Here is a 20,772-nt window from a genome sequence, read left to right as displayed (position 1 = left end):
GCTCAGCCGACGCGGTCGCGGGCGCGGGTGCGCCGCCGCCACCAGGCGCCGACCTTCGCGAGCGCGGCGTTGAGGCGGCCGCGTTTGCGGACGACGAACTCCACTCGCGCCGGCCGGTGGTCCTCGACGGTCGGGCTGAGGCGTTCGCGCACCAGCATCAGCAGCTCTCCTGCCTGTTCGGCGGCGTCGTCGGACTCGGCTCGGTCGGCGACGATGGTGAGCCCGGCGATGGCGCTGCGCAGGGCGTCGACCGCGGCGGGTTCGCTGGAGAGCCGGTGGGCGACGGCCGCTGCGGCGTTGAGCGCGAGCCGCGCGGCGGCGACGTGGTCGGGTTCGAATCGGGCCTGGCGTTCGAGCATCGGCGCCAGCAGGTCGGCGCAGTCGTCGAGCAGTTCGGCGGTCTTGCCGGCCAGGGGCGTGAACGCGCCGGCGCCGGCGGTCTCGGCGACGGCCGCGGCGGCGGCGCGGACGGCCGGGACGATCTGGTCGGGGTAGACCGGTGCATGCGCGTCGGCGGCGCCGACCGAGTCGAGGTAGTGCTCCTCGGCGTCGAGGTGCGGCTGCGACTCGGGCCGGTCCAGCGCCTCGCGGGTCCACAGTGACACGAGGATGAGGTGGGAGCGGACCGAGATCAGGTCGTGGGCGGTGGGACGGCGCGGGAACAGGCCGCGGTCGGTCAGCGACTGGGCGAACGCGTTGCCGTCGAGGGCGTCGAGGTAGTCCTCCCAGCCGAACGCCGGCCGCCAGCCGCGGAAGCCCGAGACGGTGCGGACGCGGGTGAACAGCTGGTGGAACGACTCGTCGAGCACTACGTCGGAGGACTGCCCGGTGTCGGCGGCGCGCGCGACGCGGAAGGAGTGGTCGAACAGCATCGGGTTGCGCACCTCCGCGTCGCGCCGGTGCATGGCGATGTGGATGGCCAGGGCGAGCATCCGGTGGCCTTGGGTGCGTTCGCGGTCGCCGCGGAGGGCCCGGGCCGTGCGGGCCCGGTCGACGGTGAAGGTGTTGTCGACTCCGGCCGGGCAGTACAGCCGCGGGTGCGGCTCGGCCTCGGCCCACACGGGCCGGGCGACCGCGCCGGCGGGCACGGCCGCGAAGTATTCGCCGAGTTCGGCGGCCGTCGGCAGCCGGTACCGGTGGCCGGCCTCGGCGTAGTGGTTCGCCCAGTTCAGGAATTTGCGGACGTAGATCGGCCACATGCCGACCGCCGATTCGCCGTCGCGCAGCCGGCCCGGCGGCTCCAGGCAGTCGTTGAACCGCAGGTCGGTGAGGAACCGGGCCCAGACCGCGTACCGCAGCGGGACTACGCACAGGTCCGCTTCGGGCCCGACCGGGACGCTTTCGGCGACGTTGCGGCGCAGCAGCCATTCGTCGACCAGGGCGCGGTCGCCCGAGTCGAGGCCCGACCGGTCCTCCAGGAGCGATCGCAGTTCGTACTGCAGGTCGGGTTGGAGTTCGGCGGTGACGTCCATGCACTCCTCGGCCAGCAGGAGCGATTCGACGTCGCCGGCCTGCAGGCAGGCGCGCACGACTGCGTCGGCTTCGCCTTCGGCGGCCCACAGCAGGATCGTCTCGCGCCACCACACCTGGTCGATGCGATCGGCCAGGAACGCCTCGTCGCCGCTCTCGCGCAGCGCGGCGGCGGCCAGGTATTCCTGCAGGGTCACGTGCGCGAACGCGAACCGGTCGTGGCCGTCCTCGACGAGGATGCCGTTCTCGACCGCTTGGCGCAGATAGTCTTCGGGGTCGACTTTGCGCGGGGCGGCGCGCAGCCGTTCGGCGAAGACGGCGACCGCGTCGGCGGCGGTGACGCGGCGGGTGCGGTCGCGCATCATCCGCAGCGCCAGCTCCCGCAGCGGGGCGACCTTCTGGCGGCCGGTCAGCGGGTCGAAGTGGCTGCGCACGCCGCTCTGCTGGCGCCGCCGGTGGATGAGCATCTCGCACATCTCCCGGTAGAGGTCGGCGCGGCTGTCGGGCAGTTGGCCGCGGTACCGGTCGACGTTGCAGACCATGATCAGCAGCAGCGGGTTCGACACCAGCGCCCGCAGCTGCCGGCTGTCGCCCATGAGTTTGAGCAGCCGGTCGGCGTCCTTGTCGGCCGCGGCCCGGACGGTGCGTCCGGCCGTCCCGGTCTCCTGGCAGCGCACCGAATAGCACCAGCGGCGCACGAAGCGCTCGATCTGCGGCCACTCGAACCGCTTGACCCGCAACGTGTCGAGGTCGGCCAGGACGGTGTTGTCGTAGCCCTGGCGGCGCGCGGTGACCACGAAGTCGCATTTGGGGTAGCACTGCATCTGCGCCTTGATCCAGCGGGCGACTTCTTGTCGGGCCTCCACGCCGGCCATCTCGTCGAGGCCGTCGAGCATGACCAGGCAGCGGCCGGCCTCCAGCCGCTGGCGCACGCCCGAGGCGATCGAGCGGTGCCTGAGCGAGGGGGTCTCCTCCAGCAGGGAGGCGATGGTGACCCCGGCGGGGTCGTCGAGGACGGCGTCGACGTGGTCGCGCAGGTAGATCAGGACCGGGAGGTGTCGCCGCAGCAGGCGCCGGGAGGCGCAGACCTGCAGCGTGGTGTGGCGCAGCAGTGTCGTCTTGCCCGAGCCGGGCTCGCCGACGACGATGAACGCGCGCCGTTCGGAGCCCGAGAGCAGGTCCATCAGCGACTGTCCACCTCGGCCCGCTTCGGGCAGGCCGGCGGCGCGGGGCCGGACCAGGCCGGCGGCGACGTGGACTTCCGGCAGCCGCATCGCGTAGGGGCCGTGCGTGGAGACGCCGTACAGCTGGATCTCCGAGGCGTGCTCGACGAGGGCGGCGATGTAGGCGCGGCGCTGGCGGGCCAGCCACCACCACCGGTAGGGGTCGAGCTGGCCGGCGGCGAGGCGGGCCCAGCGGCGGCCGATCTCCTCGCCGAGCAGGGCGAGGAAGCCGACGGCGACCAGGACGAGGGCCGAGCCGCTGAGGGCGGGGACGCTCATGGGGATGCGGTCGCGCAGGTGCTCCCAGAAGATGGTGACCAGCAGGACCGACGGCCCGAGCGTCAGCAGGCCCCCTGAGACGAGCTTGCGGAGCCGGTTGCGTCGTCGGGGGGCTTCGGAGGTCATGGGCGTCCCATCGCTTGGCCTGTAACACCGATGGTATTGGATCGATGCCCGGAACGTGGGATTCCATAGTGGATTGCCCTGGGGCGCATTATACCGCTTTGCAACCCGGATTTACTGCCGAGTAACCACTTCTTCATTCACTGATTTATACCTATCATCCAGGCCCTTCACTTTTTACTGTGATTTCCCTAACCTCAGGTTGAAAGCCCGAAAGGGCCCGGTTCCACCGAACCGTGCCCCCGGAGCCGGTTTGCGCCCCGACGTTCCCCCGCCACCGGCCCCGGATCGACCGAAAGGGAGTACCCCCCCCCTATGCCAGCCGCAACTACCCCGATGCGCCGCATGTCGATCGCGGCACTGGCCGGCGCCACCGCGCTCGGCTCGGTCGCGCTCGGCGCCGCCGGCGCCCAAGCCGACCCGGTCGCCGAAGTGCTCGGCGCCGACGCCCCCGACGCCGTCCCCGGCGAGTACATCGTCGTGATGGCCAGCGAATACTCCACCATGTCCGCCGAATACGACGCCGACATCGTCGACCGATACGACTTCATGAACGGCTACCTCGCCGAGATGAGCGCCGAGGAGGCCGCGAAGATCGCCGCCGACGACGCGGTCGCCTTCGTCGAGCAGAACCAGACCGTCTCCATCGCCGACACCCAGACCAATCCGACCTGGGGCCTGGACCGCATCGACCAGCGTGACCTCCCGCTCGACAACGCCTACACCTACGTCGGCGACGGCTCCGGCGTCACCGCCTACATCGTCGACACCGGCATCCGCGCCTCCCACAACGAGTTCAGCGGCCGCGTCGGCGCCGGCTACGACTTCGTCGACGGCGACTCCAACCCGAACGACTGCAACGGACACGGCACCCACGTCGCCGGCACCGTCGCCGGCAGCACCTACGGGGTCGCCAAAGCCGCCACCGTCGTCGGCGTCCGCGTCCTCGACTGCGCCGGCTCGGGCACCTTCGCCGGCGTCATCGACGGCATCGAATGGGTGGCCGACAACGCCTCCGGACCGTCCACGGCCAACATGAGCCTCGGCGGCGGATACAGCTCGGCGATCAACTCCGCGGTCGCCGCCGCCGTCGACGCCGGCGTGTCCTTCGTGGTCGCCGCCGGCAACGAGGGCCAGAACGCCTGCAACACCTCCCCCGCCTCCGAACCGAAGGCGATCACCGTCGGCGCCACCGACTCCGGCGACCGCAAGGCCAGCTGGTCGAACTACGGCGGCTGCCTCGACGTGTTCGCCCCCGGCGTGAGCATCACCTCGGCCTGGTACACCTCCAACGGCGCCACCAACACCATCTCGGGCACCTCGATGGCCAGCCCGCACGTGGCCGGCGCCGCCACCGCCTACCTCTCGGACCACCCGAGCGCCTCACCGGCGCAGGTGGCCTCCTGGGTCGGCGACAACGCGACGCCGAACAAGGTCTCGGGCGCCGGCAGCGGCAGCCCGAACCTGCTGCTGTACACCGGCGAGGGCGGCGGCACCGACCCCGACCCGGTCGACCCCGGCTGCTCGGGGACCTACGACGGCCCCCGGTCGCTGCCGGACCGCTCCGACACGACCAGTTACATCACCATCGACTGCGACGGCAGCGCCTCGAGCGCCGTGGTGGACGTCGACATCTCCCACACCTGGAGAGGCGACCTCCGCATCTACCTCGTCGCCCCCGACGGGAGCAGCTACCAGCTCAAGGACAGCGGCTGGGACTCCGGGAACGACGTCGTGGCGACCTACAACGTCAGCCTCGGCAACGAGACCGCCTCAGGCGACTGGGGTCTGCGCGTGGTCGACGTCTACAGCGGCGACTCCGGCACCCTGAACAGCTGGTCGATCGAACTCTGATCCCTCCACAGGACAACTGAATAGCGACCGGCGGGGGCCGATGCCGCAACTCGGGCCCCCGCCGCCACCCGCCTTCGGCGAACCGGCCTTCACCGCGGCCGCCGGCCTCCGCGGCGGCCGTGCCCGGGGAATCGGGCTGGAGCGTAGCGCTCGGTGAGCGCGCCGCTTCAGCCCGATTGTCGTATTTGGACAAAATCTTCCAGATATTGATAAAAGAGGGATTTTTCGCTTTCGACACCTTTACGAGCCGACCACCCTGCCTTAACCTGAACTCCCGAGGCCCGCGCGAACCGGGCCGACTCGACCCACCCCAGGCGACCCGGCGCGGCCGTCCCCAGGGGCCGAAACCAAAGGAGTTCCCCCGCAATGTCCAGGGCAGGAAGCAAACGGAGACTCAAGCGAACAGCCGCCGGCACGGCCGCCGCCGCCGCCGCGGCCGCATCGCTCATCGCGGCAGGCTCGATCGCCGGCGCGGGCCAGCACCCCGGCACCGACCCCGCCGACGTCATCCTCGGCGCCGCATCGGCCGACGCCATCCCCGGCGAATACCTCGTCGTCATGGAACAGCAGGCGCCCCAAGGACTCGGCATCGCCGCTCTGGCCGACGACCTCCTCGAAACCACGGCCGCCGAGGTCGACCTCGTCGACGAACTCGGCGTCCTCAACGGATTCGTCGCCCACATGAGCCCCGAAGCGGCCGTCGAACTCGCCGCCGACGACGCGGTCGCCTACATCGAGCAGAACCGCACCGTCACCATCGCCGACGTCCAGACCGACCCGCCCTCATGGGGACTCGACCGACTCGACCAACCCGCCCTGCCCCTCGACGACGCCTACGGCTACGACCACACCGGCGAGGGAACCACCTCCTACATCCTCGACACCGGCATCAACCTCGCCCACGACGAATTCGAAGGCCGCCTCGCACCCGGATACGACGCCATCGACTTCAGCGGCGACGGCAGCGACTGCAACGGACACGGCACCCACGTCGCCGGCACCGTCGGCGGCACCACCTACGGCGTCGCCAAAGCCACCACCCTCGTCCCCGTCCGCGTCCTCGACTGCAACGGCACCGGCAGCTACGCCGGCATCATCGCCGGCATCGACTGGGTCGCCGACAACGCCACCGGACCGTCGGTCGCCAACATGAGCCTCGGCGGCACCTTCAGCCAGGCGGTCAACGACGCCATCGCCGAAGCGATCGCCTCGGGCGTGACGTTCGCGCTGGCCTCGGGCAACGAGGGCGAGGACGCGTGCGGCACCTCGCCGGCCTCGGAGCCGACGGCGATCACCGTGGGCGCCACGCAGTCGGACGACGCGGCCGCGGCGTGGTCGAACTGGGGCGAGTGCGTCGACCTCTTCGCGCCGGGCCACCAGATCACCTCGGCGTGGATCGACGCCGACGACGCCGAGCGCTCGGTCTCGGGCACTTCGATGGCCGCACCGCACGTAGCGGGCGCGGCCGCGCTGTACCTGGAGGCCAACCCGGAGGCGAGCCCGGCCGAGGTCGCCGAAGCGCTGACCGCCGGAGCGGTCCCCGATGTCGTCGCAGAGCCGAACGGCAGCCCGAACCTGCTGCTGAACACCGAGTTCCTCGCCGCGGCCTGAGCTTCGAGGGGCCGGTCCCGCCGCGGCGGGACCGGCCCCTCGCTCGTCTCATGCCAGCCGGTCGAGGACGATGGGGCCGCGCTCGACCGGCTCGTCGCCGATCGACCAGCCGCCGTCGAGGCTCTCCTTTGCCGCCTCGAACCGCTCGGGGGTGTCGGTGTGGAGGCGGAAGACCGGCTCGCCGGCCTCCACGCGCTCGCCGACGGTCTTGAGGATCTCGACGCCGGCTCCGGCCTGCACCGGCTGCCCCTGCCTGGCGCGGCCGGCGCCCAGCCGCCAGGCGGCGACGCCGACGGCGTAGGCGTCCATGGCGGTCACGACGCCGTCGGATCCGGCACGCACCTCCTCGGTCTCGCGCGCGACCGGCAGCGGCGCGTCCGGGTCGCCGCCCTGGGCGGCCACGAGCGCGCGCCACCGGTCCATCGCGCGACCGTCGCGCAGCGCCTCGGCCGGGTCGGTGCCGGGCTTGCCCGCGGCGGCGAGCATCTCGCGCGCCAGCGCCACGGTCAACTCGACGACGTCGGCGGGGCCGCCGCCGGCGAGGACCTCGACCGATTCGCGGACTTCGAGGGCGTTGCCGGCGGTGCGGCCGAGCGGGACGCTCATGTCGGTCAGCAGCGCCCGCGTGTCGACGCCGTGGTCGCGGCCGAGACGCACCATCGTCTCGGCCAGTTCCCCGGCCGCGGCCAGGTCCTTCATGAACGCCCCGGAGCCGACTTTGACGTCGAGGACGATCGCGTCGGCGCCTTCGGCGATCTTCTTGCTCATGATCGAGGAGGCGATGAGCGGGATCGACTCCACGGTGGCGGTGGTGTCGCGGAGGGCGTAGAGCTTCTTGTCGGCCGGCGCCAGGTCGCCGGTCGCGGCGCACACCACCGCGCCGACCTCGCGCAGCTGTGCGAGGACCGCGTCTTCGGAGCGGTGCACGTCGAAGCCGGGGATCGACTCGAGTTTGTCGAGCGTGCCGCCGGTGTGTCCCAGGCCCCTGCCGGAGAGTTGGGGGACGGCCACGTCGAAGGCGGCGACCAGGGGCGCCAGGGGCAGGGTGATCTTGTCGCCGACGCCGCCGGTGGAGTGCTTGTCGACGCACGGCCTGCCGACCGAGGTCAGGTCGAGGGTGATGCCCGAGCGGATCATCGCGGCGGTCCAGTCGGCGATCTCCCCGGCTCCGGCGCCGTTGAGGAAGATCGCCATGGCCAGGGCCGACATCTGCTCGTCGGCGACTTCGCCGCGGGTGTAGGCGTCGATGACCCAGTCGATCTGGTCGGTCGACAGCGCGAGGCCGTCTCTCTTGGCGCGGATGACGTCGACTGCGGTGATCAATGGGCGTCCTTCATCTGGTGGGCTCTCACTGGTCGAGGTGGTCGGGCCCGAACGCGCCGGGCAGCAGCGCGCCGACGGTGGTCGGGCCTCCTTCGGCGTCGACGAGGCATTCGGGGCCGCCGTGCTCGTAGAGCAGCTGGCGGCACCGGCCGCACGGGGTCAGCGGCCGGCCCCGGCGGTCGACGCAGGCGACGGCGACCAGGCGGCCGCCGCCGGTGGCGGCCAGCTCGGAGACCATGCCGCATTCGGCGCACAGCGTCAGCCCGTAGGAGGCGTTCTCGACGTTGCAGCCGGCGACGGTCCGGCCGTCGTCGACGAGCGCGGCGACGCCGACCGGGTAGCCCGAGTACGGGACGTAGGCGCGTCGCATCATGTCGACGGCTTTGGCGCGCAGCGCTTCCCAGTCGTGCTCGGTCACGGTCGTCACTTGTCCCCCGGGTTGTAGGGCACGCCGTCGGCCGCGGGGGCCTTGGCGCGGCCGATGAGACCGGCCACCACGACGATCGTGGTCGCGTAGGGCAGCATCTGGAGGAACTCGCCGGGGATCGCCGAACCGGCCGCTTCGAGGTACTCGGCGATCTGGCTGGCGAAACCGAAGATGAGCGCCCCGACGAGCGCGCCGAGCGGGTTCCAGCGTCCGACGATCATGACCGCGAGCGCGACGAAGCCGAGCCCGGCGGTCATGTTCTTGTTGAACGCCAGGGAGTTGGCGATGGTGAAGAACGCGCCGCCGAATCCGGAGATGAGTCCGGCGGCGGTGACGTTCCAGAACCGGAGCCGGTTGACGGCCACGCCCATCGAGTCGGCGGCGGCGGGGTGTTCGCCGACCGAGCGGGTGCGCAGGCCCCAGCGGGTGCGGAACAGCAGGAACCAGACCGCGAAGACGGTCGCCAGTCCGACGTAGACGAAGATGTTCTGGCTGAACAGGACCGGTCCGAGGACGGGGATGTCGGTGAGGAAGCCCAGGCCGATGCCTTCGAGGGCGTTGCCGGGCACCGAGTAGGCGGAGTTGTAGCCTCCGGCTTTCTTGAGCTGGTCGTACATGAAGCTGGTGAAGCCGAGCGCGAGCAGGTTGAGGATGACGCCGACGACGACTTGGTTGACCTGGTAGCGGGTGGCCAGGAGTGCCAGCAGCATCGTTGAGAGGGAGCCGGCGATCATCGCGCCCAGGAGCCCGGCGTAGACGTTGTCGGCGATGTTGGCGACGAGCACGCCGGTGAAGGCGCCCATGAGGAACTGGCCTTCGATGCCGATGTTGATGACGCCGGAGCGTTCGCAGACGACGCCGGCGAGGGACCCGAAGATGAACGGCAGGGACAGGAACAGTGATCCGGCGAGGATGGATTCGACGCGGAACACGGAGCCGGACTGCGACATCGCCCAGGTGAGCATGGCGATCACCAGTGCGGTGAGGGCGAGGGCGGTGACGGCCCGGTAGGGGCGGCGGCGCAGGCCCGCGACGATCCAGATGCCGGCGCCGAGGGTGAGCAGGGAGAGTGTGACGACGGTGGCGCGGGTCGGGAGCGTCCAGTCGACGCCGATGGTGCGGTCGAGGGAGAAGGTGGTCTGGGCGTCGGGGCCGGCCCACAGGAGCGCGGCGGCGGCCAGGGCCGCGCCGAGGACGGTGTAGGCGAGTCCGGCGCGGGGGTGGCCGACGCGGGTGCGTTCGTCTCGCTCGGGTGCGGCGGTCGCGGTTTCGGCTGCCATGTCGTTCACCAGCCTTTCGCTTCGAGGGTGACCAGGCCGCCGCGCGGGGTGCGCAGGTGCAGGATGGCTCTGACCAGGGCGGGGGCGGCGATGAACAGGACGATGATCGCCTGCAGCAGCGTCGAGATGTCGACCGGGACGTCGGGTTGGGCGGAGAGGGCGCCGGCTTTGAGGGCGCCGAACAGGAGTGCGGCGCCGACGATGCCGCCGGGGTGGGCTCGGCCCAGGAGGGCGACGGTGATGCCGTCGAAGCCGTATTCGAGCGCGGTGTTGGGGGTGATGCCGCTGGAGCCGACGCCGAGGGTCAGGGCGGCTCCGGCGAGGCCGGCGAAGGCGCCGGCGGCGCCCATGGCGCTGGTGTAGGTGCGGCCGATGTTCATGCCGGCGGTGGCCGAGGCGTGCTGGTTGAAGCCGACGGCGCGGATGCGGTAGCCGAAGGTGGACTTCGACAGCAGCCACCATACGAGGACGGCGGCCGCGATGCCGATGAGGAGGGCGAGGTTGACGCGCAGGCTGGAGCCGAGGAAGCCGAGCAGGCGCGGCAGGACCGCCGTGTCGTCGACCGGTTTGGTCACCAGTTGGGAGCGGGTGGTCGAGTGCAGGAACTCGGTGCCGATCGCCCAGACCAGGAAGAGTGCGGCGATGTTGTTGAGCATGATCGAGGAGATGACCTCGTGGGCGCCGGTCTGGGCTTTGAGGACGCCGGGGACGGCGCCGAAGGCGGCGCCGGCGATGCCGCCGGCGATGACCGCGAGGGGGATGTGGACGATCGCGGGGGCGTCGATGGCGAAGCCGACGACGAGCGCGCCGAGCATGCCCATGATGAGCTGGCCTTGGGCGCCGATGTTGAACAGTCCGGCGCGGAAGGCGAGGCCGACGGCGAGGCCGGTGAAGATCAGCGGTGTCGCGTAGGTGAGGGTCTCCGAGATGGGGCGGAGGACGTCGCCGAAGTCGGCGTCGCCGGCGACCCACCGGTCGAGGGTGTTGAAGTTGAGGACGGCGCCTTCGAACAGGGAGACGTAGGCGCCCGAGACGACGCGCCAGGACGCTTCGAGGGCGTCGGTGGGCCGGGAGAAGAAGTACGACCAGGTGCCGCGGACGCCTTCGTCGGAGACGATGAGGAGTATCGCGCCGATGGCGAACGCCATGACCAGGGAGTAGATGGTGACCATGACCGAGTTGGCTTCGATCAGGTAGCGGCCGAACAGGGTCATGAACGGCGGGCGGGGCTCCTGGTCGCCGTTCTCGGGCGGTTCGGCGGTCCGGGCCTGGGTGTCAGTGCTCACGGTCGCCGCCGCCTTCCTGGTCGTGGTCGTCTGATGGGGCGTCGCCGACGGCGCCGACCATGAGGCGGCCGATGACCTCGCGGGGCGTGTCGGGGGCGACTTCGCCGACGATGCGGCCGTTGTAGATGACGGCGATGCGGTCGGCCAGGGCGTAGATCTCGTCGAGTTCGGAGGAGATCAGCAGGACGCCGGTGCCGGTGTCGCGTTCGACGATGAGCCGGGTGTGGATGAATTCGGTGGCGCCGACGTCGATGCCGCGGGTGGGCTGCGCGGCGACCAGGAGTCGCCTCGGCCGGGAGAACTCGCGGGCGACGATGACTTTCTGCTGGTTGCCGCCGGACAGGGACGCGACCGCTTCGTTCGGCGACTGGGTGCGGATGTCGAATTCGGCGATGGAGTCGACGGCGCGGGTGCGGATCGCGGCGGCGTCGACGACGCCGTGTTTGGAGTAGGGCTCGTCGCGGTACTGGTTGAGGACGATGTTCTCGGCGACGGTGAACTCGGTGATGACTCCGTCGCGGGCGCGGTCTTCGGGGATGTAGCCGAGCCCGGCTTCGATGCGGTCGGCCGGTGAGGCGCCGGTGGCGTCGCGGCCGTCGATGACGATGGTCCCGGACTCGGGTTTGACCAGGCCGAGGACGGCGCGTGCCAGTTCGGTCTGGCCGTTGCCCTCGACGCCGGCGAGGCCGACTATCTCGCCGGCGCGGACGGTGAGGTCGAGTCCGTCGACGGCTCTGCCGCCGTGGCCGCCGGCGACGGTGAGGCCGTGGATCTCCAGTCGCGGCTCGCCCGGTTCGGCGGGGGCCTTGTCGACGGTCAGGGAGATTTCGCGGCCGACCATCGCCGAGGCCATCTCGGTCTCCGAGGCGGTCGGTTCGAGTTCGGCGACGACCTTGCCGCGCCGGATCACCGTGACGGTGTCGGCGACGGCCTGGACCTCTTTGAGCTTGTGGCTGATGAACAGGATCGAGGTGCCCGATTCGGCCAGTGAGCGCATGATGCCGAGCAGCTCGCGGATCTCGGCGGGGGTGAGGACCGCGGTCGGCTCGTCGAGGATGAGCAGTTCGGTCTTCGGCCCGGAGAGGGCTTTGACGATCTCGACGCGCTGCTGGACGCCGACGGGCAGGTCCTCGACGATCGCGTCCGGGTCGAGCGCGAGCCCGTACCGTTCGGAGACGTCGCGGACGGCCGCCCTGGCGGCCTTCGCCGAGAGCACGCCCGCGGCGCGGGCGTGCTCTCGGCCCAGCTGGACGTTGTCGGCGACGCTGAAGGGCCCGACGAGTTTGAAGTGCTGGTGGACCATGCCGATCCCGGCCTCGATCGCGTCGCCGGGACCGGAGAAGTCCGCCTTCTCGCCGTTGATGAGGATGTCACCGCTGGTCGGCTTGAGGATCCCGTAGAGCATGTTCATCAAGGTGGACTTTCCGGCGCCGTTCTCTCCGAGTACGGCGTGGATCTGTCCGGGCTCCACGGTCAAGTCGATGTCGTCGTCGGCGGTGAACGAGCCGAACTTCTTCGTCAGGCCCCGCAGTTCGAGTCGCAATTGGCGTCCTTCGGGTCCCGGCTAACCGGCGGTCGGCGAGGACGGCGACTCGACGGTGATCGAGCCGTCGATGATGCCGGCCTTGATCTCCTCGAGCTCGGTCTTGGTCTCGTCGGAGACCTCGTCCTCGAACTCGTGGAACGGGGCCAGGGAGACGCCTTCGTTCTCGAGGGTGCCCACGTAGGAGGTGCCTTGGGCGTCGTTGGCCTCGTCGTCGTCGGTGGCGTTGGCGTAGGCGGTGTTGATCGCGTCCTCGACGGCCACGGCCAGGCCCTTCTCGGCGCTGGTGAGGATGGTGTCGCAGTATTCGGCGAGGGACTCGCAGCCGTCGACGTCGACCCAGATGGCCAGGACGTCGTCGTTCTCGTCGGCGGCGGTGACCGCGCCGGTGCCGGCCGGGCCGGCGACCGGGAAGAGGATGTCGGCGTTCTGCGAGATGAACGTCTCGGACAGGCTCTTGCCGCCCGAGGCGTCCTCGAAGCTGTTGAGGAAGGAGCCCTCTTGGGCGTCGGCGTCCCAGCCGACGAGCTCGACGTCGGTGCCCTTGTTCTCGTTGTGGTAGGCGATGCCCTCGGCGAAGCCGTCCATGAAGATCGTCACCGGCGGGATCTGCATGCCGCCCCAGGTGGCGACGGTGCCGGTCTCGGTCTGCGCGGCGGCGACGTATCCGGCCAGGAACGCCGACTGGGCGGTGTCGAACTGGATCGAGGAGACGTTCTCGACCTCGGAGAAGCCGTCGACGGTCGCGAACGGGATGTCGGGGTTCTCGGTGGCGACCGCGTTGACGCTCTCGGTCATGAGGCCGCCGACGCCGACGATGAAGTCGCAGCCGTCGGCGACCGAGTCGAGCAGGTTCGGCTCGTAGTCGGCCTCGTTCGACGACTCCTTGAAGCTGACCGCGATGTCGTCGTTGGCCTCCTCGGCGGCCTGCATGCCGGCCCAGGAGGACTCGTTGAACGACTTGTCGTCGACGCCGCCGGAGTCGGTGACCATGCAGGCCTGGAACGAGGCCTCGGCGTTGTCGCCGGAGTCCTCTTCGGGGGCTTCGCCGCAAGCGGTGAGTGCGAATACGCCCGTGGCGGCGACGCCGGCCACGGCGAGCTTGTACGGCTTCACAGCCATCTTGGTCTCCTTCGACATTTGAGGTACTCCCATAGCGCCTAATCATGGCCGCCGAAGGCGCGGATTGACAGTCACCTTGACGGATTCGTTACCGAAACATCCTATGACTGAGACCAGCTGCGAACAGGTGTTTCGGGCCCACTGCGGCCGCGTTGCGTCCGCGGGGCCCGATCGGCTACCAGAACACGGCCACGCCGACGGTCACCAGGGTCATGAGGCCGATGGCCATGAAGTGCCCGGCCGCGACGGTCTTGCGCTTCTTCCACCACGGGACGACGATCATGACCGCCAGCAGCAGCGCCAGCAGGAACTTGACGCCGAGCTTGGCGTGGTTCGCGTCGGCGCCGGCCAGACCGTAGAGCACCACGCCGGTCGCCAGCTGCGTCGCGATGCCGTAGAGCATCGCGGCGTTGATGCGGTATCGCCTGCCGAGCCAGGCGGCCAGCCAACCGCCGAACACGGCGGCGAATCCCAGCAGGTGCACGTAGCGCAGCAGCAGTTCCACGAATTCCATGACCGGAGTATCGCAGAGCCCGTCCACCGGCCCGTACCCGTTCGCGCTCGCCGTGACCGACTACGGTCGTCCTCGCGTCCAGAGCGGACGCGAGGGCGGCCGCCGGACGTCACAGCACCCGGTGCGCGCCCCTGGAGGCGCGGGCGACGAACACGCGCGGCACCGGCAGACCGGCCGACGCCGCGGCCTCCAGCACCGCCGCCTCGGTCTTCGCGACCGCGTCCGAGGCGACCAGCGCGATCGCGCTGCCGCCGAAACCGCCGCCGGTCATGCGCGCGCCCAACGCCCCCGCGCCGAGCGCGGCGTCGACCGCGCAGTCCAACTCCACCGAGGAGATCTCGTAGTCGTCGCGCATCGACACGTGTGAGGAGGTCAGCAGGTCGCCGATCCCGGCCACCGATCCTCCCTCGAGGACCTTCGCGGTCTCCAGCACCCGCCGGTTCTCGCTCAGCACGTGCCGCAGCCGCCGGTCCAGCCGCTCATCGCCGACTCGGGCGTCCTCCGGGGCGTCGCGGAGCTTCGCGACGCCGAGCAGGCGCGCGGCCTCCTCGCAGTCCGCGCGGCGGGCGGCGTATTCGGAATCGACCAGGCGGTGCGGCGCGTTCGTGTCGACCACGAGCATCGTCAGACCTTCGTCCTCGGGCCGGAACGGCACCTGCGTGCGCGTCAGGTCACGGCAGTCCATCATCATCACCGCGCCCTCCTCGCACATCAACGACGCCGACTGGTCGAGGATCCCGGTCGGCACCCCGACGTACTCGTTCTCGGCGCGCCGGCAGATCACCGCCGCCTCCTCGCGGGAGATCTCGTGCCCGTACAAGCCGGCCAGCGCCGGCAGCACCGAGCATTCCAGGGCGGCCGACGACGACAGGCTCGCGCCGGTCGGCACGTCCGAGTGCACGGCGATCCGCGTCGGCCGCACCGGATAGCCAGCCTCGGTCATCGACCAGGCCACCCCGGCGACGTACGCGCCCCAGCCCTCGACGGCGTCGAGGTCGTCGAAGCGGACGGTCGCCCCGTCCCCGGAGGTCGAGTACAGCTCCCACGACTCGGCTTCGGCCGCCGCCGCGACGGTGTAGTACGGCAGCGCGAACGGCATCACGAAGCCGTCGTTGTAGTCGGTGTGCTCACCGATGAGGTTGACCCGGCCCGGCGCGGCCCACGCTCCCGCGGGCGCGGAGCCGTACTGGGTGCGGAAGACCTCTCCGGCCGTGGCGGCCAGTTGGGCCGCGTGCGCGTCAGGCGTGGACATGCCGGTAGTACTCCCAAGCGTCGGCGACCATGCGGTCGAGGCTGTCGCGGGCGGGTTTCCAGCCCAGTTCGGTCCGGGCCTTCTCGGAGGAGGCCACGAGTTCGGCGGGGTCGCCGGGGCGTCGGCCTTCGACGACGACGGGGAAGTCGGCGCCGGTGACGCGCTTGACGGTCTCGACGACTTCGAGGTTGGAGAAGCCGTTGCCGTTGCCGAGGTTGTAGATCTTGTGCTCGCCGGCTTCGGCGGCCCGCAGCGCCAGCAGGTGGGCGTCGGCGAGGTCGGCGACGTGGATGTAGTCGCGCACGCAGGTGCCGTCCGGGGTCGGGTAGTCGTCGCCGAACAGGACCATCCGGTCGCGCTTTCCGGCGGCGGCCTCGAGTGCGATCGGGATGAGGTGCGTCTCGGGTTCGTGGTTCTCGCCGTGCCAGATGTCGGAGGCGTCCTTGTAGGCGCCGACGACGTTGAAGTAGCGCAGGCTCACCGCGGCGAGACCGTAGGCGGTGACCGCGGATTGGATCGCCATGTCGGCCGAGAGTTTGGTGGCGCCGTAGGTGGAGGTGGGGGCCTTGACGGCGTCTTCGCGGATCGGGATCTCGACCGGGTCGCCGTAGACGGCCGCGGTGGAGGAGAAGACGAGGGTCTTGACGCCTGCGGCGCGCATGGCGCCGAGGAGCCAGAACGTGCCGGTCGTGTTCGCCTCCCAGTAGATGCCGGGCTTCTGCATGGATTCGCCGGCGGCGATGAGGCCCGCGAAGTGGAGTACGGCGTCGAAGGTCTCGTCGAGGACCTCACCGGCGTCGTGGACGGGCCGCCGGACGAGGGTGGCGCCGGCGGGGACGCGCTCGGCGGCGCCGGTGGAGCAGTCGTCGAGGACGACCACGTCGTGGCCTTCCTCCAGGAGCATGGTGGCGACGATGGAGCCGATGTAGCCGGCGCCGCCGGTGACGAGGTATTTCACAGCGCTTCCTTCAATATGTGTGCGGCCTTCTCGGGGCCGAGGTCGTTGACGAACCCGCCCATGACCGACTCCGAGGAGGCCAGGTACTTGACCTTGCCGGCCGCGCGGCGGGTCGAGACGAGTTCGAGGCGCAGCCAGGCGAGGTCGCGGCCTTCGGCGACCGGGGCCTGGTGCCAGCCGGACATGTAGGGCATGGGCCCGTCGTCGAACGCGGCGTCGAAGCGGCCGAGCACCTCGAGGTACAGGGGGGCGAACGCGGACACGTACGCGTCGGGGAGCTCTGCGAGGTCGGCGAAGCGCTCGTTGGGGTAGAGGTGGACTTCGAAGGGCCAGCGCGCGGCGTAGGGCACGAACGCGGTCCAGTGGTCGTTGGCGGCGACGACGCGCGGGCCGCCTCGTTCGGTCTCGAGGATGTCGCCGAAGAGGTTGCGGCCGGTGGCTTCGCGGTGGCGGGCGGCGGCGTCGAGGTGGCGCCGGGTGTGGGGGGTGATGTACGGGTAGCCGTAGATCTGGCCGTGCGGGTGGTGGAGGGTCACGCCGATCTCGACGCCGCGGTTCTCGAAGCAGAACACCTGGGCGACGTCGCCGCGGGCCGACAGGTCGGCGGTGCGTTGGGCGAGGGCGGCCATGACCAGTTCGACGCGTTCGGGTCCGAGGTCGGTCAGGGAGGCGTCGTGGCGGGAGGAGAAGCAGACCACTTCGCAGCGTCCGGTGGAGGGGACGGTGATCTCCAGGCCGGGTTCGGCGTCGCCGCCCGGCTCGGTTCCGTCGGCTTCGCCGCCGCTGTACTTCTGGGTTTCGTCGGCTTCGCCGCCGAAACTGGGGAACCGGTTCTCGAAGACGGCGACGTCGTAGTCGGGGGCGGGGATCTCGGTCAGTTCGTCGCCGTCGCTGGGGCACAGGGGGCAGGCGACCGGCAGTTGGGGGCGGGCGTTGCGGCCGGCGGAGACGGCGATCCACTCTTCGCGCAGCGGGTCGTATCGCAGCTGCCCGGCGCGGGAGCGTTCGCCGAGGTCGCGCTTGTCGGTGAAGGAGCCGCGTCCGGCGCCGGGTTCGGTGTTGAAGTAGAGGATCTGGCGGCCGTCGGCCAGGGTGCCGGTCTCCAGGTGGGTTCGCGATTCGGTCACTCGGTGCTCTTCTCGGTTTCGGGTACGGGGGCGAGGATCAGCTGGTCGACGTGCTCGGTGAGGACCGCGCGCGCCGTTTCGTCGAGTGCGTCGTCGGTGACGACGACGTCGGCGTCGTCGAGGGAGGCGATCGTGGCGATGCCGACGACGTCGAATTTGGTGTGGTCGGCGGCGACGACGAGGCGGCGTCCCTTGCCGGCGAGGGTGGCGACCGTTTCGGCTTCGAGGAGGTTGGGGGTGGTGAATCCGGCCCGCTCGGACATGCCGTGGACGCCGAGGAAGACGGTGTCGACGTTGACTCGTTCGAGGGAGGCGACGGCGAAGGGGCCGACGAGGGCGTCGGAGGGGGTGCGGACGCCGCCGGTGAGGATGACGGTCTGGTCGGGGCGGCCGGAGCGGTAGAACACGTCGGCGACCGGGACGGAGTTGGTGACGACGGTCAGTTCGGCGACGTCGGTGAGGCGGTGGGCGAGGGTCCAGGTGGTGGTCCCGGCTGACAGGGCGATGGCCTGTCCGGGGCCGACGAGGCCGGCGGCGGCTTCGGCGATGGCCTCCTTCTCGGCTTCCTGCCGCACCTGTTTGACGGCGAAGCCGGGCTCGGTGGTCGAGCCGAAGTCGACGGCGGTGGCGCCGCCGTGGACTTTGGCGACCAGGCCCCGGTCGGCGAGGGTCTCCAGGTCGCGGCGGATGGTCATGTCGGAGACGCCGAACTCCTCCACCAGCTCGGACACCCTCACGGCGCCGGTGCGGTGGACGCGTTCGGCGATCCGGCTCTGTCGCTGTTGCGCCAGCATCTTCGATGGCCCCCTTGCGTTTCACAAGCACAGTGCTCAAGATCAAACACAATTAAACATGACTTTGGGCTCCGACGCAATACCGGGTGGCCGCGGTCTCGGCCCGGATGTCAGAATCGACCCATGACCACTGCGGACCGCAAACCCCGGGTGCTCTCGGGGATCCAGCCGACCTCGGACTCGTTCCACCTCGGGAATTACCTGGGCGCGCTGCGGCAGTGGGTGGCGATGCAGGACACCGCCGACGCCTTCTACTGCGTCGTCGACCTCCACGCGATCACCGTGGAGCACGAGCCGAAGGTGCTGCGCGAACGCTCCCGCGTCTCGGCCGCGCAGCTGCTGGCCCTCGGCCTCGACCCGGACCGGTGCACCCTGTTCGTCCAGTCGCAGGTGCCCGAGCACCCGATGCTCGAATGGGTGCTCGGCTGCGAGACCGGCTTCGGCGAGGCATCGCGGATGACGCAGTTCAAGGACAAGTCGGCCAAACAAGAACGCACAACGGTGGGCCTGTTCACCTACCCGGTGCTGCAGGCGGCCGACATCCTGCTCTACCAGACCGACCAGGTGCCGGTCGGCGAGGACCAGCGCCAGCACCTGGAACTGACCCGGGACCTGGCGATCCGGTTCAACGGGACCTACGGGGACACCTTCACCGTCCCCGAGGCCTTCATCGTCAAGGAGACCGCGACGATCAAGGACCTGTCCGAGCCCGAGCGGAAGATGTCGAAGTCCTCTTCGGGGCCGCGCGGCTGCCTCAACCTGCTCGACGCGCCGAACCAGATGCGCAAGAAGATCAAGAGCGCGGTGACCGACTCCGAGGCCGAGGTGCGCTACGACCCCGAGCGCAAGGCAGGGGTGTCGAACCTGCTGAACATCTACTCGGCGCTGACCGGGACGAGCGTCGAGAAGCTCGAGTCGGAGTACCAGGGCAAAGGCTACGGCGACTTCAAGAGCGACCTGGCCGACGTCGTCGCCGAGGCGCTCGAGCCGATCGCGACGGCCACGAACGAGTACCTGTCCGACAAGGCCGAGCTGGACCGGATCCTGACCCGCGGCGCCGAGAAGGCCCGCACGGTCGCCTCGCGCACGCTGGCCAAGACCTACAAGAAGGTCGGATTCTTCCCCCCGGCGGCACATTAGTGGAGGAGCGCCAGTCCCGCGGTGGGGCGGGAGCGGACGACCCCGACATAGCCGGCGCCCACGGCGTCACGGTCGGCGTGGCGATACCCGTGCCGCAGCCGTGGCGGGACCGGCTCGACCGGGCCCGGATCGCCTCGGGCGATCCGCTCGGCGGGGCGATCCCGGCGCACTTGACGCTCCTGGGGCCGACTGAGATCGGCGCCGACGCGCTCGGGCCGCTGGAGGCGCACCTGGCGGAGGTCGCCGACCGGACCGCCCCGTTCGAGCTGCATCTGCGCGGGACGGGTTCGTTCCGGCCGGTCACCGAGGTGGTGTTCGTGGCCGTGGTCGACGGCATCGCGATCTGCGAGCAGCTCGAGGCCGCGATCAGGAGCGGCCCGGTCGACCGCGAGCAGCGGTTCCCGTACCACCCGCACGTGACCGTCGCCCAGGACGTCGGCGAGGCGGCCTTGGACCGGACCTTCGCGGAGCTGTCCGGTTTCGAGGCGAAGTTCACCGTCGAGGCGTTCACGCTCTACACCCACGGCACCGCCGGCGACCCGATCGGGACGGCCACGCCGTGGACGCCGCGCCACGAGTTCCGATTCGGACGCCGCTAGAAGTCGAAGAGCTCCTCGAAGACGCTCTTGCGTTTGCGCTTCTTGTAGGAGCGGTCGTCATAGTAGCGGTCGCGGTCGTCGTAGCGGCGGTCGTACGAAGGCGGCGGTGGGGGCGGCGGAGCGGCCGGGACGCCGGAGTTGAACGCCGCCTCGGCGTCGAGCAGGTGGTCGAGCTCGCCGCGATCGAGGAAGATGCCCTTGCATTCGGTGCACTGGTCGACGACGACGCCGTTGCGCTCGTACTGCCGCATCAAACTATGACATTTAGGACAGAGCATTTCCATGCAGCCAAGATACCGTGCCCCGGCCCCGATCCGCCAACGCGCGGGCCGGAACGCGCTGCGCCGGGCGGCAATCCGGCCACGACCGACATCGGTAAGAAATCCGACTAAAGCCGTTCCAGGGTCGACATCAGGTCACGGTTCGTGACAACGTCTCGGTGTTGTGGGCCACCCCCACATCTGATGCCGAAAGGAAGAGCACAGTGAAACGCATTCTGATGGCGCTCATGGCACTCGCAGCGGCCGCGGCGTTCTCCACCACGTTCGCCGCCTCCGCGGGCGCCGCCCCCGCGACCGGCGGGACGGCCGAAGCCGCCGCGACCTGCACCGCGGTCGCCGAAGAGAACCGCGCGGTCTGGGCCGAACCGGGCCTGTCCGGCGGGACCGTCGGATCGGTCGTGGCCGGGCGCGCCTACACCGCCGCGTGCGGGCTGGTCGAAGGCGAGTCCTACTACGCCTGCGGGTCCGCCACCAGCCTGTGGGCCTACGTCAACTACTCCGGCGACCGCTGGGGCTACCTGCCGAGCACCTGCCTGTCCTGGGCCTCGTAGTCGGGGCGCAGCCGT

Annotated in this window: 18 protein-coding genes; 5 read left to right on the top strand and 13 right to left on the bottom strand. The window is 70.4% G+C overall.

Annotation, left to right across the window (positions count from 1 at the left end; all coding sequences use genetic code 11):
* Positions 1-2: 2 nt before the first annotated feature.
* A complete protein-coding gene (locus ACYVL2_RS06560; protein WP_460541448.1) occupies positions 3-3,098 on the bottom strand; it encodes an NACHT domain-containing protein in 3,096 nt (1,031 codons plus the stop codon).
* A gap of 312 nt (positions 3,099-3,410) precedes the next feature.
* On the opposite strand from ACYVL2_RS06560, the gene ACYVL2_RS06555 reads away from it, so the two are divergent.
* On the top strand, positions 3,411-4,949 hold the full coding sequence (locus ACYVL2_RS06555) for a S8 family peptidase (protein WP_460541446.1): 1,539 nt from the start codon (positions 3,411-3,413) through the stop codon (positions 4,947-4,949).
* A 366-nt stretch (positions 4,950-5,315) separates the two neighbouring features.
* Complete coding sequence (locus ACYVL2_RS06550; protein ID WP_460541444.1) at positions 5,316-6,560, top strand: S8 family peptidase; 1,245 nt, start codon at positions 5,316-5,318, stop codon at positions 6,558-6,560.
* A 48-nt stretch (positions 6,561-6,608) separates the two neighbouring features.
* Here ACYVL2_RS06550 and ACYVL2_RS06545 read toward each other — a convergent pair whose 3' ends face one another.
* The 11 genes from ACYVL2_RS06545 to ACYVL2_RS06495 all read right to left on the bottom strand — a co-directional run bounded on the left by ACYVL2_RS06545 (position 6,609) and on the right by ACYVL2_RS06495 (position 18,186).
* Positions 6,609-7,880, bottom strand: a complete 1,272-nt coding sequence (locus ACYVL2_RS06545; RefSeq protein ID WP_460541650.1) for a thymidine phosphorylase — start codon at positions 7,878-7,880, stop codon at positions 6,609-6,611.
* Positions 7,881-7,908: 28 nt separating this feature from the next.
* Positions 7,909-8,310 carry a cytidine deaminase gene (locus ACYVL2_RS06540; protein ID WP_460541442.1) on the bottom strand — a complete coding sequence of 134 codons (402 nt, stop codon included), beginning with the start codon at positions 8,308-8,310 and terminating at the stop codon, positions 7,909-7,911.
* The gene (locus tag ACYVL2_RS06535; RefSeq protein ID WP_460541440.1) at positions 8,307-9,590 is read right to left on the bottom strand and encodes an ABC transporter permease; all 1,284 of its coding nucleotides are present in this window, start codon (positions 9,588-9,590) and stop codon (positions 8,307-8,309) included. The genes ACYVL2_RS06540 and ACYVL2_RS06535 overlap by 4 nt, the downstream gene beginning before the upstream one ends.
* A gap of 5 nt (positions 9,591-9,595) precedes the next feature.
* Positions 9,596-10,876 carry an ABC transporter permease gene (locus ACYVL2_RS06530; protein ID WP_460541438.1) on the bottom strand — a complete coding sequence of 427 codons (1,281 nt, stop codon included), beginning with the start codon at positions 10,874-10,876 and terminating at the stop codon, positions 9,596-9,598.
* Positions 10,866-12,419, bottom strand: coding sequence for an ABC transporter ATP-binding protein (locus tag ACYVL2_RS06525; RefSeq protein WP_460541436.1), 1,554 nt, complete (start codon positions 12,417-12,419; stop codon positions 10,866-10,868). The genes ACYVL2_RS06530 and ACYVL2_RS06525 overlap by 11 nt, the downstream gene beginning before the upstream one ends.
* A gap of 21 nt (positions 12,420-12,440) precedes the next feature.
* Positions 12,441-13,541 carry a BMP family lipoprotein gene (locus ACYVL2_RS06520; protein ID WP_460541434.1) on the bottom strand — a complete coding sequence of 367 codons (1,101 nt, stop codon included), beginning with the start codon at positions 13,539-13,541 and terminating at the stop codon, positions 12,441-12,443.
* A gap of 175 nt (positions 13,542-13,716) precedes the next feature.
* Entirely contained in the window at positions 13,717-14,055 is a 339-nt protein-coding gene (locus ACYVL2_RS06515; protein ID WP_460541432.1) for a hypothetical protein, read from the bottom strand.
* Positions 14,056-14,164: 109 nt separating this feature from the next.
* On the bottom strand, positions 14,165-15,307 hold the full coding sequence (galK, locus tag ACYVL2_RS06510; RefSeq protein WP_460541430.1) for a galactokinase: 1,143 nt from the start codon (positions 15,305-15,307) through the stop codon (positions 14,165-14,167).
* Positions 15,294-16,265, bottom strand: coding sequence for an NAD-dependent epimerase/dehydratase family protein (galE, locus tag ACYVL2_RS06505; RefSeq protein WP_460541427.1), 972 nt, complete (start codon positions 16,263-16,265; stop codon positions 15,294-15,296). Before galE ends, galK begins: the two co-directional genes overlap by 14 nt.
* Positions 16,262-17,392: a galactose-1-phosphate uridylyltransferase gene (gene galT, locus ACYVL2_RS06500; RefSeq protein WP_460541426.1), complete on the bottom strand. Its 1,131-nt coding sequence runs from the start codon at positions 17,390-17,392 to the stop codon at positions 16,262-16,264. Before galT ends, galE begins: the two co-directional genes overlap by 4 nt.
* Positions 17,389-18,186 carry a DeoR/GlpR family DNA-binding transcription regulator gene (locus ACYVL2_RS06495; protein WP_460541424.1) on the bottom strand — a complete coding sequence of 266 codons (798 nt, stop codon included), beginning with the start codon at positions 18,184-18,186 and terminating at the stop codon, positions 17,389-17,391. The genes galT and ACYVL2_RS06495 overlap by 4 nt, the downstream gene beginning before the upstream one ends.
* 123 nt (positions 18,187-18,309) lie before the next feature.
* On the opposite strand from ACYVL2_RS06495, the gene trpS reads away from it, so the two are divergent.
* A complete protein-coding gene (gene trpS / locus ACYVL2_RS06490; RefSeq protein WP_460541422.1) occupies positions 18,310-19,326 on the top strand; it encodes a tryptophan--tRNA ligase in 1,017 nt (338 codons plus the stop codon).
* Complete coding sequence (locus ACYVL2_RS06485) at positions 19,326-19,925, top strand: 2'-5' RNA ligase family protein (RefSeq protein WP_460541420.1); 600 nt, start codon at positions 19,326-19,328, stop codon at positions 19,923-19,925. Before trpS ends, ACYVL2_RS06485 begins: the two co-directional genes overlap by 1 nt.
* Here ACYVL2_RS06485 and ACYVL2_RS06480 read toward each other — a convergent pair.
* Positions 19,922-20,209 (bottom strand): TFIIB-type zinc ribbon-containing protein, encoded by a 288-nt coding sequence (locus ACYVL2_RS06480; RefSeq protein WP_460541418.1) that lies wholly within the window; start codon positions 20,207-20,209, stop codon positions 19,922-19,924. The two genes, ACYVL2_RS06485 and ACYVL2_RS06480, sit on opposite strands and share 4 nt — an antisense overlap.
* 200 nt (positions 20,210-20,409) lie before the next feature.
* Here ACYVL2_RS06480 and ACYVL2_RS06475 point away from each other — a divergent pair, with 200 nt between their 5' ends.
* Positions 20,410-20,757: a hypothetical protein gene (locus ACYVL2_RS06475; RefSeq protein WP_460541415.1), complete on the top strand. Its 348-nt coding sequence runs from the start codon at positions 20,410-20,412 to the stop codon at positions 20,755-20,757.
* Positions 20,758-20,772 lie beyond the last annotated feature (15 nt).

It is taken from the genome of Glycomyces halotolerans (genome assembly GCF_054779575.1).
Note: the sequence above shows the minus strand (reverse complement) of the source record. Positions and strands in the feature narration are given on the sequence as shown.

Coding starts and splice junctions, on each gene's coding strand:
- ACYVL2_RS06515 (WP_460541432.1), bottom strand. CDS start 14,055: ATGGAATTCGTGGAACTGCTGCTGCGCTACGTGCACCTGCTGGGATTC.
- galK (WP_460541430.1), bottom strand. CDS start 15,307: ATGTCCACGCCTGACGCGCACGCGGCCCAACTGGCCGCCACGGCCGGA.
- ACYVL2_RS06535 (WP_460541440.1), bottom strand. CDS start 9,590: ATGGCAGCCGAAACCGCGACCGCCGCACCCGAGCGAGACGAACGCACC.
- ACYVL2_RS06550 (WP_460541444.1), top strand. CDS start 5,316: ATGTCCAGGGCAGGAAGCAAACGGAGACTCAAGCGAACAGCCGCCGGC.
- ACYVL2_RS06560 (WP_460541448.1), bottom strand. CDS start 3,098: ATGACCTCCGAAGCCCCCCGACGACGCAACCGGCTCCGCAAGCTCGTC.
- ACYVL2_RS06520 (WP_460541434.1), bottom strand. CDS start 13,541: ATGGCTGTGAAGCCGTACAAGCTCGCCGTGGCCGGCGTCGCCGCCACG.
- trpS (WP_460541422.1), top strand. CDS start 18,310: ATGACCACTGCGGACCGCAAACCCCGGGTGCTCTCGGGGATCCAGCCG.
- ACYVL2_RS06555 (WP_460541446.1), top strand. CDS start 3,411: ATGCCAGCCGCAACTACCCCGATGCGCCGCATGTCGATCGCGGCACTG.
- ACYVL2_RS06495 (WP_460541424.1), bottom strand. CDS start 18,186: ATGCTGGCGCAACAGCGACAGAGCCGGATCGCCGAACGCGTCCACCGC.
- ACYVL2_RS06480 (WP_460541418.1), bottom strand. CDS start 20,209: ATGGAAATGCTCTGTCCTAAATGTCATAGTTTGATGCGGCAGTACGAG.